General features: G+C 48.8%; 9 protein-coding genes. 4 read left to right on the top strand and 5 right to left on the bottom strand.

Annotated features, from left to right (window positions below):
* Window positions 1–23 precede the first annotated feature (23 nt).
* The 4 genes from ACJJIQ_RS07545 to ACJJIQ_RS07530 all read right to left on the bottom strand — a co-directional run bounded on the left by ACJJIQ_RS07545 (window position 24) and on the right by ACJJIQ_RS07530 (window position 9,421).
* On the bottom strand, window positions 24–6,647 hold the full coding sequence (locus tag ACJJIQ_RS07545) for a non-ribosomal peptide synthetase (RefSeq protein WP_445364193.1): 6,624 nt from the start codon (window positions 6,645–6,647) through the stop codon (window positions 24–26).
* Window positions 6,625–8,040, bottom strand: coding sequence for an isochorismate synthase (locus ACJJIQ_RS07540; RefSeq protein WP_445361793.1), 1,416 nt, complete (start codon window positions 8,038–8,040; stop codon window positions 6,625–6,627). Before ACJJIQ_RS07540 ends, ACJJIQ_RS07545 begins: the two co-directional genes overlap by 23 nt.
* The gene (locus ACJJIQ_RS07535) at window positions 8,037–8,366 is read right to left on the bottom strand and encodes an isochorismate lyase (RefSeq protein WP_444900718.1); all 330 of its coding nucleotides are present in this window, start codon (window positions 8,364–8,366) and stop codon (window positions 8,037–8,039) included. The genes ACJJIQ_RS07540 and ACJJIQ_RS07535 overlap by 4 nt, the downstream gene beginning before the upstream one ends.
* Before the next feature lie 317 nt (window positions 8,367–8,683).
* Window positions 8,684–9,421, bottom strand: coding sequence for a thioesterase II family protein (locus ACJJIQ_RS07530; protein WP_445364192.1), 738 nt, complete (start codon window positions 9,419–9,421; stop codon window positions 8,684–8,686).
* Window positions 9,422–9,542: 121 nt separating this feature from the next.
* On the opposite strand from ACJJIQ_RS07530, the gene ACJJIQ_RS07525 reads away from it, so the two are divergent.
* Window positions 9,543–11,147, top strand: coding sequence for a (2,3-dihydroxybenzoyl)adenylate synthase (locus ACJJIQ_RS07525; RefSeq protein ID WP_445364191.1), 1,605 nt, complete (start codon window positions 9,543–9,545; stop codon window positions 11,145–11,147).
* Between the two features lie 84 nt (window positions 11,148–11,231).
* On the opposite strand, the gene ACJJIQ_RS07520 is transcribed toward ACJJIQ_RS07525, so the two are convergent.
* Window positions 11,232–11,990, bottom strand: coding sequence for a putative outer membrane beta-barrel protein (locus ACJJIQ_RS07520; RefSeq protein ID WP_445364190.1), 759 nt, complete (start codon window positions 11,988–11,990; stop codon window positions 11,232–11,234).
* 910 nt (window positions 11,991–12,900) lie between these two features.
* On the opposite strand from ACJJIQ_RS07520, the gene ACJJIQ_RS07515 reads away from it, so the two are divergent.
* The 3 genes from ACJJIQ_RS07515 to ACJJIQ_RS07505 all read left to right on the top strand — a co-directional run bounded on the left by ACJJIQ_RS07515 (window position 12,901) and on the right by ACJJIQ_RS07505 (window position 16,511).
* Window positions 12,901–14,169, top strand: coding sequence for a CaiB/BaiF CoA transferase family protein (locus ACJJIQ_RS07515; protein WP_445364189.1), 1,269 nt, complete (start codon window positions 12,901–12,903; stop codon window positions 14,167–14,169).
* 118 nt (window positions 14,170–14,287) lie between these two features.
* The gene (locus ACJJIQ_RS07510) at window positions 14,288–15,478 is read left to right on the top strand and encodes an AMP-binding protein (protein ID WP_444913892.1); all 1,191 of its coding nucleotides are present in this window, start codon (window positions 14,288–14,290) and stop codon (window positions 15,476–15,478) included.
* A gap of 61 nt (window positions 15,479–15,539) precedes the next feature.
* Complete coding sequence (locus tag ACJJIQ_RS07505; protein ID WP_444897409.1) at window positions 15,540–16,511, top strand: methyltransferase; 972 nt, start codon at window positions 15,540–15,542, stop codon at window positions 16,509–16,511.
* Window positions 16,512–16,689 lie beyond the last annotated feature (178 nt).

Genomic DNA, 16,689 nt, shown 5'->3' with positions numbered 1-16,689 from the left:
GAAAAATAATTTACTTATCAAATTCATATCACGCCCTCTTCCACCATATCCGCATCAATATCCACTGGCGGTTCCATGGTGCTTAGGGCACCGGCAACATCTGCCAGTCTCGGAGAGGCAAATAAACGTCTGAGGGGAAGGAGCAAACGGTGCTGCTGTTTTAGGCGGTCAATAAAGCGGGTCGCCAATAAACTATCACCACCGAGTTCGAAGAAACTTTGATCGCGGTTAATCTTTGGCAAGCTGAGAAGCTCCTGCCAAATCTGCGCCACCAAGCGTTCGTTGTCTGTTGCCAGTTCAGGGGCTTTCTGTTGTTCCGGCTTTTCTGCTGCATTTACTTGCTTTAAAACTAGAGCGCGATCCACTTTGCCATTTGCACTCAGGGGCATTTCCGGCAAAGTCACAACGAAATCCGGGACCATATAAGAAGGCAGCTGGGAGCGAAGGTATTCCCGTAGGTCGTCAGTATTAAAATCTGTTGGGCACTGGGGCCCGAGCACAACGGCAGCAACTAACTTTTGTGCATTAACCAGCACCAGGGCCTGCTGCACAAACACTTGGCGAGTAAGTACGCTTTCGATTTCACCCAACTCAATACGATGGCCACGCACTTTGACCTGGCTATCGGCACGTCCCAAAAATTCCAGGCAGGCATTCGGCCAATAGCGCCCAAGATCCCCTGTGCGATACCAGCGCTCACCATTGACAGTGACAAAGCGCGTTTCGGTTAACTCTGGTGCTGCGCGATAGCCCATGGCGACTCCGTCACCGCCAATCCACAGTTCACCTATAACCCAGTCAGGGCAATCGCGCCCTTGGGTATCCACCACCCTAAATTGCTGGTTGGCCAGTGGGTATCCATAGGGAATCGAATGCCAGCTTGGGTCAACTTCTTTTACTTCAAAACTGTTGGACCAAATAGAAGCTTCAGTGGCACCACCCAGTGCGATAAAACGGCAATCGGGCTGTATTTGTTTTAAGCGCTGCGGTAAATCCAGGGCAATCCAATCCCCGGAGTTCAATACCAAGCGCAATGCGCCCGGCGGCGTATCGGCACCGACAGTGAGCAACATATCCAGTAGCGCCGGTACTGTATTCCAGAGGGTAACGCCATATCGACATACCAGTTGATGCCAGCGCTCGGCATCCCGCCGATCCTTTTCATCAATCAATACCAGCGCACCGCCCACCGATAGCAATCCGAAAATATCGTAAACAGAGAGGTCAAAATCCAGGGCTGATACAGCGAGCACGCGATCCATGGCGGTAACAGAAAAGCGTTCGTTGATATCCGCTATCGTGTTCCAGGCGGCACCGTGGCTGATTTCAACTCCCTTGGGCTCGCCGGTAGAGCCAGAGGTGAAAATGATATAGGCCAGTTGTTCCGGATTGGTATCAATCGGTTCGGCAATAGGTGCAAATTGATAGGCCAGCTGAATTGTATTTTTGTCGAGTACAATTTTTACATCTGCCCGGCGCAACATTGAGTCTCGCCTGGCCTGAGGCTGGTCGATACCAATGGGCAAATAAGCGGCCCCCGCTGCGAGTACCCCCAAAACAGCGGCAATCTGGTCGGGCCCTTTCGGCAGGTTAATGGCGACCACCTCCGCCAAAGAAACCTGGCTTTCCAACAACCAAGCGGCAATACGCAGGGCGCGTTCTGCCAGGACGCCATAACTCAAAGAAATTCCGTCGCCCCAATACAAAGCGGTGCTCTGGGGGTTATCCCTTGCCTGCTGGAAAAATCGCTGGGATAAATTATCCGCGAAGTCAATTGCAGTGCGCTTCTCAAGCTGGGCTCTTTTTCCCCGTTGAGAATCAGGTAATAAATCCGGGGGCATCAAATCCCATTCGGCACTACCCGCCCAATGGAGCAAACCGATATAGGCTTGGAACATCTCTGCGCACATTCCCTCGGGGAACAGTGCTTCGACCACATCCCAATTTAAATAAACACCGCCCTCTACCTCGACCACCTGGTGATCCAGCCAGACTTGCGGTGTCTGTGTCAAAGCCCAGATGGGTTCTCGCAGAGGCCCATTTTCGGGAGCCGCTGTACCACCGGGAATACCCAGGGCGCTGGTGAATACCACAGGCATTGTGGCGTCCGCATCACTCTGCCGGCGAGCTAACTCCCGCATCAAGCTGACACTGGAAATATCACGGTGCTCCAGGGCCGCACCAACTTCCCCTTGTATTTTTCGCGCTCTTGCCAACCAACTGTCGCTGGCTTCTGGCCGGTAACCCACCAGGGTCAAAGAGGTAAAGTCGCCCATTACCCGATAAATATCCGGGTGAATCTCACGGCGGTCGAATAAGGTAAGGTTCAGGCTCAAATCAGGGCGACTGCTCCAGCGGCTAAGCACTTCGGCAAATGCGGTTAGAAGCAGACTCGAAGGCGTGATTCCCTGTTCAGCAGCACGTGCAACCAGGCTTTGCCAGGTACTCTTGTCGATATGCTGTTGATGACGCACGAAATGCGGCCGTTCAATGGATGCCGGCTCCCGAACAATGGGTAATTGGGGCGCGGGGGGTAGCTCTGATAATTTGTGCTGCCAAAATGTTTTTGCGGCAGCCAGGGGACCTTCGGCAAGATCACTATCAAATACTGCGGTAGTTTGCGGCAATACATTGCGCACATAGTCGCGGAAAGAGAGTTCGATAGAAGGTAGATGGGTTTCAGGGCTTTGATAAAGAATATTTAACTCACGATAAAACAGCAGAATACTGAAGGCATCGAGAATCAAATTATCCAAACCGATAGCCAATCGGGTATTGCGCCCACAGCGCACAGCACGGACATCAAACAGTGGCCACCGGCTGGGCTCAAACACCTGCTCCGCGCACTCCTGTCGCAGTTGCGCAAAAGCAGAAGCTGGATCGCTGTCTACCTCTGTAACATCGATGGAAAATCTCGGCACATTGGCAAGGACGCGCTGTCGACCTTCGCTGTCGAATACAGCCCGCAGCATTTCATGGCGGGCAATCATGGCATTTAGCGCAGATTCCAAGCGCTCCAGATCGAGATCAACAACGTCATATTCGCGATAAAAGTGACAACCGATACCACCCAAAACAAATTCTGGGTCCCTTCCCAGCCAATAGGCCCGTTGGACATCGGTAGGTTCAAAAGCGGCGTACCGATTGGCCTTATTTGATTGCCAGGGTGTAGCAGCAATTTCGGTAGTGCCTTTATTTGGCTGTAGGTTCTCAGGTGGGTCTTGAACTAATGTCGCAGCAAAGTCGGCCAGGCTTGGCTGGCTAAATAATTCCGACAGTGTGACACCTTCAAAGCCAGACTCGCGCAGGTCTCGCACAACACGGGTTGCTAACAGGGAGTCACCCCCAAGTGCGAAGAAGTTATCGTCCCGCGCTATATCGGTAACATCGAGGAATTTGCACCAGGCGGCAGCCACCTGCTGCTCTAATTTACCTTGCGGTGGGTTCTGCTTTGCCTGGTGCTGCGACAGGGATTCATCGGCAAACTGCTGTAAACCGCCGCGATCAATTTTGCCATTGGCGGTAAGCGGTATTTCAGCGAGACAGCAAAGCTCACTGGGCAACATGGCGCTGGTCAATCGTTGACTCAGGAACTCCCGCAAATCGTTCAAAGGTTCCTGCAACTGCTGCAAATCAACAAAGCACTTTTCTGGATTTATATTCCCTTGCGATAATTTGGATTCCAGAACGACAACCGCAACCACACCCCGCTGAGTCAGCAGTGCGACCGCCTGCGCAATCCCTTTGTGCGCAGTCAGTGCCGCTTCAATCTCACCGAGTTCAATGCGGTGTCCGCGCACCTTGACCTGGTTATCGGCGCGGCCCAAAAACTCCAGGCACCCGTTCGGCCAGTAGCGGCCCAAGTCTCCGGTGCGGTACCAGCGCTTACCTTCATCTGTCACAAAACGGGCTGCGGTGATACCGGGAGCACCGCGATACCCCAAGGCAACGCCAGCACCACCGATCCACAACTCCCCTGTCACCCAATTGGGGCAATCACGCCCCTGGGCATCCACCACTCTGAATTGCTGGTTGGCCAAAGGGTAACCATAGGGAATAGATCGCCAAGAGGAATCAACTTCTTTGACTTCAAAATTGTTCGACCAAATAGAAGCTTCGGTGGCGCCGCCCAAAGCGATAAAGCGGCAACCTGGGTTTACGCGCTTTAATCGTTCCGGCAGGTCGAGGCTGATCCAGTCGCCAGAATTTAATACCAGGCGCAGCTCCCCAGCTGGGGTATTACCACCCGTGGTCAGCAGCATATCCAAAAGCGCCGGCACCGTATTCCACACAGTAACGCCATGCTGGCACACCAGCTGATGCCAGCGCTCAGCATCCCGCCGGGATTCCTCTTCAACCAATACCAATGCACCGCCGGCGGACAAGAGCCCAAAAATATCGTAAACGGAAAGGTCAAAATCCAATGCCGATACGGCCAGCACGCGATCATTTTCGTTAACCGAAAAGCGCGCGTTAATGTCCGCTATGGTGTTCCAGGCACTTCCGTGACTAATTTCGACGCCCTTGGGTTCACCGGTAGAGCCAGAGGTAAAAATGGTATAGGCGAGATCTTTTGCCTGTCCCACAACAGGCTGGGATAAAGGCGCGACACCGGAGAGCACAGACAAGTTATCTATAACCAGCTTGGCTCCAGCAAGTTTCAGTACGCGCTCTCTACGCAACGGTGGCTGGTCTATACCCAGTGGCAGATAAGCCGCTCCTGCCGCTAATACGCCCAAGGCTGCAATAATCTGCTCCGGCCCCTTGGGTAATAAAATACCGACCAAATCACCGGGCTCAACACCTTGAAGCTGTAAATACGCGGCCATCGCCAAAGCACTGTGGGCCAACTCCCCGTAACGGATTTGATCACCGCTCCAATAGAGAGCCACTGCTTCTGGGCAGTTTTTGGCATTGCTAAAAAAATGTTCATGTAATTGGTGAGGCTGGTATGGCTTGGCTGTGGAATTTACCTGCTGGCGCTGCTGCTTTTGTTCCGCTGGCAGCAGCGATGGTATCGGCTGGGCCCAGAATTCCGGGCTACCGATCAGGCATTCCAGTAACTGCGTAAAGGCCGCAAACATGCCATCCAGAACGCCGGGAGCAAAAGCAGCTTCCCGCGCATCCCAGTTTACAGACAGGCCGCCTTTGAGCTCCATAACCTGTACGTCCAGCCACACTTGTGGCCCTTGGGAGATAATCCAATTGACATCTCCAAAGGCACTCCGAACTGACTCGCCAAATAATTCACCCAGCCCAAGCGCACTGGTAAAGACAACCGGCGCAAACACCGTTTGCCCCTGTTGTCTGCTAAGGTCACGCAGCACCTCTACGCCAGAGTAACTCCCGTGCGCTACATCCTGACGGAAGTTGTGTTGTAAATGCTGCGCACGCTCAACGAAGGTTCCACTCTGGCTGCCCTGCCAGGCAAGCAAGATCGAAGAAGTAAAGTCTCCTACCAGGGAGTTGACATCCCGGTGCAGGGATTCCCGGTCGAACAGGGGGAGATTCAGCAGGAAGTCTGACTCTTCGCTATAGACAGTGAGCACTTCAGCAAGCGCCGCTGCCAGGGTCATGGATAAAGTAATACCGTGACGGCTCGCAAGTTCCGCTAGCTGGTTTTTCTGGTCAGCAGACAAGCTATAGTGACGCCGAACAACTCGACGAGTATCTTTAGACTCAGCGCCTATTGTGGTTGGCAACTGAGGGGCACCGGGCAAATCTGCCAGGCGACCCTGCCAGTGTTCTTTGGCCTGCTGCTTCTCAGCTCGGCGCTCTTCCTTTGAGTGAAGAGCGCTGCGGTCAGCCTGGTAGCGCGGATAACTGTAATTAAGCGGTACCAGGGACTGCTCTGGTTCCAGGTAGAGCTTGGCCAAGTCATTCAGTAACACGCGCAGACTAAAGGCATCTGCAGCTACCATATCCAGATTAATATGTAGGCGTGTGCCGCCAGCTTTTAATTCCGCAGGTAACAATGAGAGCTGTACATCAAAAACCTCGCCCTGCGATATATCCAGCTGCCGATGGGAGAGTTGCTCCCTAACAGCGATAAGACTCTGCTCCGCTTCTGCGGCAGCCTGATGCCTGAAATCATGAACCTTTAAACCGGGCCAGCTCACTTCTACGGGAATCTGCTGTCGACCATCATCGAGGATTTGAACACGCAGCATCCCATGCCGCTCGAATAGGGAGCGCACAGCCTGTTCCAATCGATCAGGTACTACATCCTGGCCATCAAACTCATGATAAAAATGTGCGGCTACACCCCCTAAATATTGGTTCGGGTCTCGTCCAATCCAATAGGCATGTTGCATCGGTGCCAAATCAAAGGGAGTGCCTTCATCAAAGGCTCCCGGCACAGATAAATGTTCACTGGTACTTTCTTCAGTTCCAGTAACCAACTGAGGTAGAGAAAGCCAGGCTTCTAATTGAGGCACTGCAATAAGATCAGCAAATTTTACTTTGATCTTTTTCTGCCTTAATTGACCAGCTATCTTCATGATTTGTACTGAGTTGAGCCCCAGTGCAATTAAGTCAGCCTGCGGATGAATGCCATTAATATCGGCATCAATAGCCTGACAAACTAAATCCTTTAACAAACTGGCCGGACTGATTGGCTCTGATTTATTCTGCGGCTTCGGCGACAAGAGATACGCTCCTTATTGCGTCTCGGATAACACGCATTTTGATGCAACTTTCACGATACTCGTGGGTAGGAAGGGAGGCTTCAACCAGGCCGCAACCGGCAAATAGTGTCACCTTGCCCGGGGTGAAAAGTGCAGACCGCAGTGCAACAGCAAACTCCCCTTCCCCCTCGGCATTGAGCCAACCAACAGGTCCGGCATACCAGCCGCGATCCAGGCCTTCATTTTCACGGATATACTTCAGTGCTTTTTTCCTCGGCAGGCCTCCCACCGCAGCACTGGGGTGTAAATCCGATAAGATATCCAATAGATTTATGCCATCTTTCACAAAGCCTTCCAGCGGCGTAAGCAAATGCTGAATTTGCTTTAATTTGCAGAGCTGGGGCGGTTCTGGTTCCGCTACGCTATGGCAGTATTTGCGTAAAATAGAAAGCAGATGTTGAACAACCAGGTCGTGTTCAAATCGATCCTTATCGCTGTCGAGCAGAGATATTCCCAATTTATAATCAGTTGCCGGGTCTTTTCCCCGTGGTGCGCTACCGGCCAAAGCAACGGTACTGATACGCCCGTCTTTGCCAGCCGCTAAGCGCTCAGGCGAAGCCCCAATAAAGCAACTTTTTCCGCGGGAAAAGGCGAACAAATAGGCATCGGGGTAAGATTCTTGTAAATATCCGAGAATACTTCCCGGGCAGCAATCCGCGTTCAGTGATTCAGAACGAGCGAGTACTACTTTTTGAAATTCGTTGCGCTTGATTGATTCGACCGCGCCTACTACACGCTGCTGCCAAGCCATTTGGCCTGCATAATTTTGGCTAAAATCAGACTCCACCGAAAACAAATTGTCATTCGCAGAAAGGTCAGAGCTACGAGACAAAATATGCTGCCACCGCGCCTTCACCCGCTCCGCAGTCTGATTGCATTCTGTTTGATCGGTAACGATAAAATTCATTACCAGATAACTGCGATCCCCTTCACAGTAAAGGGCCAACTCGGGCAACGTAAGCGCCCCTGCGGGAAAGTCTTGCCACAAGGATGAGGAATCTTTTTGGCTATCAAAAGCAAACCCACCACACAAAACCGGCCGATGCCCCCCGCTTACCACAGCGGAGGACATCAATTTTTGCCAATTGGCTTGGATTTCAGACCAAGATTCCCCTGGGGCACAACTAAATTCACAGGCAGAGCCAAAGGTCACAGCATATTCATCTCTAGAGGACACACCCCACAGAGACGCGAACCTTTCATGCTGATAGCCGGAGGCAAACAACCCTATTGGGTTGCGTCTATGACATGGAGATGAAAACGATGCCAGAACCTCTGGCTGTCCCTGGCTTACCCTGGACTTGGCTTCCTGCAAACAGGCTTCCAGGCCAGCATATTTAGAGCGGCCCTTCATACACCTTCCTCAACTGGCAAGCCGCGCTCAGCGCGCCAATGCAGCTTTTGCTGAGTGATAAACCAGTGAATAATCCCGGTAAAAAGCTGCTCTATATAATCTGCGGAAAGTTGTTCTTTCTCAGCCCAACGACGGCGGTCAATCAACATCTCCGCAACCCGGTCTGGAGCAGGAATACTCGTTTCATCCGGCTTGAACTGGGCTGCTGACAAAACATACCCCATACGCCGCTGCAACAGCCTGATGATCTCGCGATCAATGGAATCGATACCTTGGCGGATCTCATTCAGATTTTCACACTCCATTGGTAGCTTCGTTGCTTGCATAGAAACTCCATCACCTAAGCTGTTCATCTTCCCATCGATAATGAAACGTTATAACATATCATTTTCGAAATCAACGGGATGTTTGTTTTGGATTTGGGCGTCAGGGTGGAGAGAGTGTGTGCTACTTGTTACTAAAGAGAAATAATTCGAACATCATCAAAAATAATGATCCCGGATTAATCGAGGCAGAGATCCGCTATCCATTGAACGATGGAGAATATAGGGCCGCTCAACAGCCCTATTCTCCCGGCAATTAATTTCGATAGCGTTACAAGAAACAGAAAGATTTTATACGGCCAACTTAACTTTACATGCAGTTAGGCCAAGCGGAGCTTCTGAACAATATGGCCAACCACCAGATCGGGACAATCTGACAGATAAAAATGGTTACCTGCGTATTCATTCAATTGGAACTCACCATTGGTCCACTGCTGCCAACCCCGAGCTTCATCGGTGCTCAACTCAGGATCATTCCGTCCTAGCATCGCGGTGATGGGACAATCTAAAAGTTGGTCCGAGGACATCTTGCTGGTTTCGATCAATCGATAATCCTGGCGTATAGCAGGAAGTAGTAGAGCCCTTAACTCAGGAATTTCCAATAATTCAGGAGAGGTGCCACCAAGCTCAATGAGTTGTTGGCACAGAGATTCATCACTCAACTGGTGTACGTTTCCACTCTTTTGAAATTGTGGCGCTTCGCGCGCAGAGACAAATATGTGTTCAGGACCGCACAATTTTTGGCGATACAAGGAGAGAGCCAATTCATGAGCAACTGTAGCTCCCATACTGTGCCCAAATACTGCCCAGGGTTTATCGATGACAGGTTTGATAGCCCTACTTAACAAAGTGATTAAAGTTTGCATATCTGCGGGCATAGCTTCATTACAGCGTTGCTCCCTACCCGGTAAACATACGAGAACCAATTCTATGGAATCTGGCAATAATTTCGCCCAGGGCCGATAAAGTGATGCTGTACCACCAGCATGAGGCAAACACAAAAGTCGGATAGCCGCTTTAGGTTGAGGGCGAGGGATTTGTAGCCAAGCGCCGGACATAGATTTATCTCAATAAGAAATTTGAAGCCGTGAATACTAACTGTTAATTCTTAATTTAGAAATCTGAAGAAGATTCAAAAAAACACTCCCCTGCTCCACCCAAACATTTCAGGAGACCAGCATGGAAAATAATTTACTTAATGGTTACACGCCTCACCCAAAGGAACTAGAGGATTTCTATCAGCAACAAGGAATTTGGGATAACCAACCTATTTGGGAGCTGATCACACGTAATGCGAAAAACTTTCCCAATCAATGCGCAGTTCGGGACCTATCGAATCAATTAACTTATGCTGAATTGGTTAATGAGGCCGATAGCATTGCTGCAGGCCTGGTGGAACAAGGCTACAAAGTTGGGGAGCGGGCAATACTCCAGTGGAGCAATCAGGTCAGTTTTATTATAACCCTGCTCGGCTTATTTCGAGCGGGACTGGTTCCTGTACTAGCTTTGCCTGCGCATCGCCAAAATGAAATATGCCATTTTGCACAGGTCTCGGGTGCCAGTATCTATATCACTTCAGGAGCGGAAAGTGATGCAAGCCGTCACAGCATGATAGAACAAATTGCTTCGCAATCTCCGACTTTGCGAGGCATATACAGCTCTGATGAAAATGACACATTCCCCTCCCTGCCCAGAAGAGAATGCCAAGGCTTCACCCCTGTTCCCGTAGACCCCAACGCCCCAGCTCTATTCCTCGTTTCCGGTGGCACTACAGGACTTCCGAAACTTATTCCACGCACCCACAATGACTATCGCTACAACATTACCTGCGCTACGGCTGCTTGTAATTTAGGAAAAGATGAAATCTATCTGGCAGTACTCCCCGCCGCCCATAATTTTCCATTGGGTTGCCCCGGCATTCTGGGCACGCTATCCATGGGTGGGCAGGTAATATTCACCAAAGATGCAAGCCCGGACTACTGCTTTGAGCTGATAGAGCGTTACGGCGTAACCGCCACAGCCCTGGTCCCAGCACTGGCTCAAGTCTGGACTGCAGCGACAGAATGGGAAGATGCTGATTTAAGCTCTCTCCGCTTACTTCAAGTTGGTGGCTCAAAGCTGAGTCCAACTGACGCCAATGCTGCGATAGATGCTTTTCCCGGTGCACTACAGCAGGTATTCGGAATGGCCGAAGGGTTGATTTGTTACACCCATCGCGAAGATAACAATGAAACCATCACCAATACTCAAGGAAGACCTATGAGTTCCCTCGATACTCTAAAAGTGGTTGATGAGTACGGGCAGGAAGTGAAAGCCGGAGAAGAAGGAGAACTGCTTACTCGCGGCCCCTATACACTGAGAGGCTATTACCGTGCAGAAGAACATAACCGACGCGCTTTTACCCCAGATGGATTCTATTGCAGCGGGGATCGTGTACGCATTCTGGACAATGGCAATATTGTAGTTACTGGACGACTAAAAGATGTTGTAAATCGGGGCGGGGAAACATTTGCATGTGACGAAATTGAAGAGCATCTACTCGCCCACCCCAGCATCCAACAAGCAGCTATCATTGCTTTGCCAGACCAAGAGATGGGAGAGCAAGTTGGAGCGACTATCGTATGTACGGATAAAGCGCCAAGCTTGCAAACGTTGCGCGACTTCTTAACCGAAAGGGGCCTGGCCAGCTTTAAGCTACCTGAGCAGCTTAAAGTGTTATCTCGTCTGCCGGTTACCGCAGTCGGGAAAGTTGATAAGAGGAAGCTCTTAGATCTTATCGATTAGTACTATTTGAGAGATTGAGCACCCATATTCATGAAAGTATGGCTTTAACCCATACTTTCATTTTAAATGAACAAGAAGTATAAATCAGAATATAAAGGATATACCAACTTGCAGCACATTAAGATTCCTTAAGTCAAATTCTATATGGTCAAAGTCATTTATATAATACTCCCCCACCTTACCAACATTGTGCAGCATGTATTCGGCACTTATACGCAAAGAGTTATTTAAGTTGTAGCGCGCACCTAGACCTACATGGAAATAGCTTTTACTGAATTCTGTTGACCCATAATAATTACCGCCGGCGTAAAATTCAGCCATAGTATATGACCAGTCCAGCTCCGCAAAACTATAGCCCAACAACAAATACATACAGGACCTGTCGCAATACCAAGATAAATCCAAAGTTCCTGTAATTGAAAATACATCCAAGCGATGTTTCTGATTGACCTGATATCGCTCAACTACTGTAACTTCGTCATCAATATAATCGATATTTTCTACCGATATCGATCGCCCTAAATTTGTTCTGCCATAGCTAAAGCGAAGTTCAAACGGGTAGCCATTGAAGTCGATCCCGATATCGACGCTGCCCCAAGGCTCACTTCCTGAACTTGAGGTTTTGTAGTAACTATATTCGTAAAAATAATCGTAGTAGAAATATGGGTCATAAAGTACCCCTACAGTACGATAATCCTGCTTAACCTCCAGCCTATTAACTCCACCATTTAGTGAAACATATGGACGAAACCCCCACGGGTTTTCTAGACCGCTATAGTCAGCGGCTATAGCCTCCATGGAAAAAATAAGTGCTCCCAAAATGACAGCTGAGTGCAGGCGCATAGTAACCTCCTTGTCGCTTCACACAACTCAAAACCCACACAGAATCCAATACAGAGATTTATCGATATGATTAATAGTCCTCTACGGCGGAACAAGACACTATTTGTCAACACTATCATCCTAATATCGAAAAATGGCTTTCTTGTGCAATAAAAGTAATGGATTCAAAGTAAATCTATACTCCTATGAATTTAAAAGTAGCAGTAACTCCAAACTTCCAGAGCTCAAATTACTGCCAGGATACCGAAAGGTGTTAGCAATGTGATGAACGGGTATAAACCAGCAATATATGAGCGCAGCGGTTAAATTTATACACCCCGTTTAAATACTCTGAACTTCAGATATAAACAACAATCAAAAACGATACTCTTATATTATTCATACTTTGATGCCGAGCAACACAAGGAGGAGGGCTGAAAATCAGGACACTCCGCGATCCCTTGCCGTTTTATGTCATTTGACCAACTATTTTATGCTGGCATAACATTTACCTCAGCATCAAGATGCTTTGTGGCAACCCCGGTCAATGAATACGAAATTGCGTCCAGGGTTGTCACGCAAAACAATATCATTTTGGCGGCGCACATTTATCGGCTATCGCATATAACTCCACCCTACTGATATGAAAACGATCCATATTCACATCCTTAAAAGCCATTAACTGGATCTCAAGGAGTCTAGTTCGCAATGCCCAGTTGTGCGTTGGTGGCACATACTTAGACTTACTACTAGGTAAAAACTATTCTTCGGATCGGGATACTATTTGTCAGCCAAACCTATAAGGAATAATTAAACACTCAATGTCCTCCGTAACTTCAATAGATCCTAATAACCAATGCAAACTTCGTACTCTATTTTCCCACATCAGAATTACACAGTGATCTATAAACTAATACCCACTTGTAACTAAGTGGCAAAACTTGGCTGGCCATTAATTTTGTTTGCGCAAATCAGGTATATCATGATGCTCCCTCTCCACGGAAAGCGTATCCTTTCATTCGAAACCTGGGGCGCAGGATCCTTTCATGGCACTTTACTAGCTTTTCTGGGCGCAGAAGTAGTCAATATTGAAGACCCCAAACAAGGTGGGAATCCACTTAGAAAAATGGGATCTATCTATCTTGATGAAGCTCGCGAAGACAATGAGACAAGTGAATCGACGCTCCACAACAAGAAGAGCTTGGCCCTGGATATCAGGGATCCCACTGGCAGGGAGGTATTCTTGAAGCTTGTGAATAACTCACATGCTGTTATCGACAACTTTCGAGGTTCTTTGCCCGAAGAGTTAGGCGTTACCTATGCTGACCTCAAAGTGGCGAACCCCAAAATAGTTTGTACCCATCTCTCAGGGTATGGCAGAGACAACAATAGAAAGCACTGGCCAGGATATGATTTCCTTATGCAGGCAGAAACTGGTTGGATGTCAGTGACTGGAGAACCAGGATCGATCCCAACCAAAGTTGGCGTGTCAGTAGTGGATCTCTTGGGGAGTGTCTATTCAGCCCTCTGTACCGTTTCAGGGTTACTGCGGACCGAAGTCACAGGAAAAGGCGGTGATTTTGACACTAACTTATTCGATATTGCGCTAAATTGCCTCTGCTACCAAGGGTTATGGTTTCTCAACGAGGGGATAGTCCCAGGGAAGCAACCTCGCTCAGCCCACGCATCCCAAGCACCTTGCCAATTAGTAAAGACAGCAGATGGTTGGTTTTATGTTGCCTGCTTAACCCAGAAATTCTGGGAAATGCTTTGTCACGAACTAGGCTCCGATTTATTACAAACTGATGCCCGCTTTTTGACCAATGAAAGCAGGATGCAAAACAGAGAGCTGCTGACAGAAGCTCTGGACCAGCACTTCCAGAAGAGAACAACAAAAGAATGGTGCGCTCAAATGGAGGGTAAAATCCCCTGTGCCCCGGTCTATGATATCGCCGAGGCGCTTAACAACCCCTATGTCCAAGATAACGACAAGACTGTATCAATTCCCTATGCACGCAGTACAAGCCGTGACTCAATACAATTTATAAACGCCCCCTTCTCTATTCCCGACACTCCTCCAGTGCCTTTCCAGCAAGCACCACTTTACGGAGAGAACACTCGAGAGATCCTTGGTGACTTGGGTATCCCACAAGATGAAGTGGAGTCCCTGGCAAAAGCTGGCGTGATCTATTGCTGCTGAAATGCATCGGTACTGATGAGGATAACTCCCAATTGGCCAGACCACTCTCTACCTAGGCGCCCTGTTACTACAATTTCCTCAGTTCCACCCGATACCTCACCACCCCAGGAAGACGGGATTGAACGGGAGCTACCTTAACGCTATGAACATCGGCCACCTGGATTGGAATGCCATTCTCGCCCACGCCCGCAGTCTTTCACTCTACGGCGGACCAGATATACCTGTTTCTGCCGTATGTCTCGATGACATCCCCGTTTGTGGCCCCGTTGAACTGAAACATATCAGCCAAAATGCCGCGCAGGAACACGGAGCCATTATCATGTCTAGCGGCGGCACAACTGGAAAGCCGAAGCTGGCCTATACACCTTATCACCAGGCAATTCAAAGATTGCTCAAGGAATGGCGCCCGCTCAGCTCTCAAAGTGTTCTTCTTAATCTCTTTAATCCTGGGCGGCTATGGGGTGCACACTACTTCATTCAAACACTGGCAGAGGCTTCCAAATGCACCATTGCACCTACAGGCCCCTTTATATCAGGTGAGGTGGAGAATTGGCTGGAACTTCTACATAACATCGATGTGGACTCACTTGCTGGCGCACCCACAGGACTGGCAGATTTTGCCGAAGGTATACTAGATTCAGGCAGCCAACTCCCAATAAAGACAATTATCTGGATGGGGGAACCTTGGACCAAAGCAAAGTTGAAGGTCATACGTAAGGCTTTCCCTGATGCTGGGCTGTGGTGCGACTATGGATCGGTAGAAACCAATAGCATTGCTGTCAATTCCCCTGAGTGTGATTTGAACATATATCACCTTTTAGCGGACCAATTGATCGAAACTGACGATCAAGGCGCCCTGCTTACCCGTGTAGGTACAGGGTGGACAGTACCGATAGTGCGTTACCGGTTAGGTGACCTAATCCAAAAAGCAACTTGTCCCTGTGGTCGCCCTAATGGCCTATCTATTCAGGGGAGAGCAGATGACAATGTCGGGTTATGCAGCGCCCTTCTGGACCTCAATAAGATCATAGAACTCACCTATGAATGTGAAGGCGTCGAAGAAGTTCAACTACTTCTCAGCGGCGACACACAAACAAAAAAGTCTGCCGATTCAATAGTCGTTCAGTTCACAGGCACGGCAAGTGCCAACAGCATCTGTGAGCATATTTTGAACAACATTCACAACCTCGCCTCTGTTGTCAGACAGTACCCTCAGTCCTTCACAGTACAAAAAGCCGAGCGACTTAAGCGTATCGAACGCACCAACAAAGTTCCCCGGGTTATTTGGAGAATGAGCGATGGGAAATAGCGGTAGAACTCAAAGCATAACTCCCCCTAGCGCATCCGACGGTCCTATGTGGGACCGTCTTATGGGAAACTATAATTTTGCCTGCCTGATGGTTTCTGCAAAGTTGGATATCACCGGGCTAATTGAACGCGGTTATGATTCCTGCGAAGCACTCAGTAAGGAATTGCAGCTCAGCAATAAAGGAATGGGCTTCTTTCTGCTGATTCTGAGTCATTTGGGGTATATCTGCTTCGACAAACAACAAGTGAAAAATACAGAGCTGGGAAAATGCTACCTCTCCAAAAGTAGTCACTACTATTGGGGGGAAGTCTTACTCGATCCTTTTCAAATCTATGACATCAATCACCTGGATAAAAAGATACTCACCAGCTTACAAAGAGAATATGAGCTGGAATGTAAAGGTCGCTCTGTAACCGACATGTGGCAAAAAAATGACATGGACAATGACTCGGCAGCAGCTTTTACTCATCTGATGCATTCGCAGGGGTTTGCCTCCGCAGTTGAGGCTGCTTCCTGCGGTATTTTTGAAAACGCTCAAACCTTACTCGATGCCGGTGGAGGCTCTGGAACCATTGCTCTCGCCTTCTGCGATACCTATCCTGAGCGCAATGCGCTGCTCTTCGACCTGCCGCCGGTTTGCGATATAGCAGCAATGTATATAAATAAGTTCAAGAAAAACCAGCAAATCCAGATAGTTAAGGGGGATTTCTTTAGAGACCCATGGCCTGAGGGGTTCGATGGCATTTGCTTTAGCAATGTGTTGCACGATTGGCAGCATGCTACATGCCAAATCTTAATCGACAGAGCCTTCGCACTTTTACCAAAAGGTGGGCAGGTATTTATCCACGATATGCTCTTCGATGATACTCGTTTAACGCCAAGCTTGTTCTGCTTTCATTTGTTTATGAACCACGGCTCCCAACTATACTCAGCCAAAGCGCTTTATCGGATGCTTGAGACAGCAGGATTTGTAAATCCTCAATCATACCAGGCACTCGGCTATTTCTCGGTATTATCAGCCAGAAAGCCCTAGCCCTACCCTTATTATCCTATTTTACTTATATGATATCTATCGCTACTTCCACGAGCAGTTCGTTTTTTGATTACCCTTTCGTCACCGACTGACTATTAGGGTATTAGCTAGAAAGTGTTTAACCTTTAAATAATAGTAAATAGTTTTTGGTTTAAGCATTATAAAACTATAACTTTGT

The organism is Microbulbifer maximicatervae (SeqCode), from assembly GCF_052468295.1.
Note: the sequence above shows the minus strand (reverse complement) of the source record. Positions and strands in the feature narration are given on the sequence as shown.

What these genes read in the sequence shown, in the direction of transcription:
- ACJJIQ_RS07505 (WP_444897409.1), top strand. Translation starts at nt 15,540, where the DNA reads ATGGGAAACTATAATTTTGCCTGCCTGATGGTTTCTGCAAAGTTGGAT.
- ACJJIQ_RS07525 (WP_445364191.1), top strand. Translation starts at nt 9,543, where the DNA reads ATGGAAAATAATTTACTTAATGGTTACACGCCTCACCCAAAGGAACTA.
- ACJJIQ_RS07530 (WP_445364192.1), bottom strand. Translation starts at nt 9,421, where the DNA reads ATGTCCGGCGCTTGGCTACAAATCCCTCGCCCTCAACCTAAAGCGGCT.
- ACJJIQ_RS07520 (WP_445364190.1), bottom strand. Translation starts at nt 11,990, where the DNA reads ATGCGCCTGCACTCAGCTGTCATTTTGGGAGCACTTATTTTTTCCATG.
- ACJJIQ_RS07535 (WP_444900718.1), bottom strand. Translation starts at nt 8,366, where the DNA reads ATGCAAGCAACGAAGCTACCAATGGAGTGTGAAAATCTGAATGAGATC.
- ACJJIQ_RS07540 (WP_445361793.1), bottom strand. Translation starts at nt 8,040, where the DNA reads ATGAAGGGCCGCTCTAAATATGCTGGCCTGGAAGCCTGTTTGCAGGAA.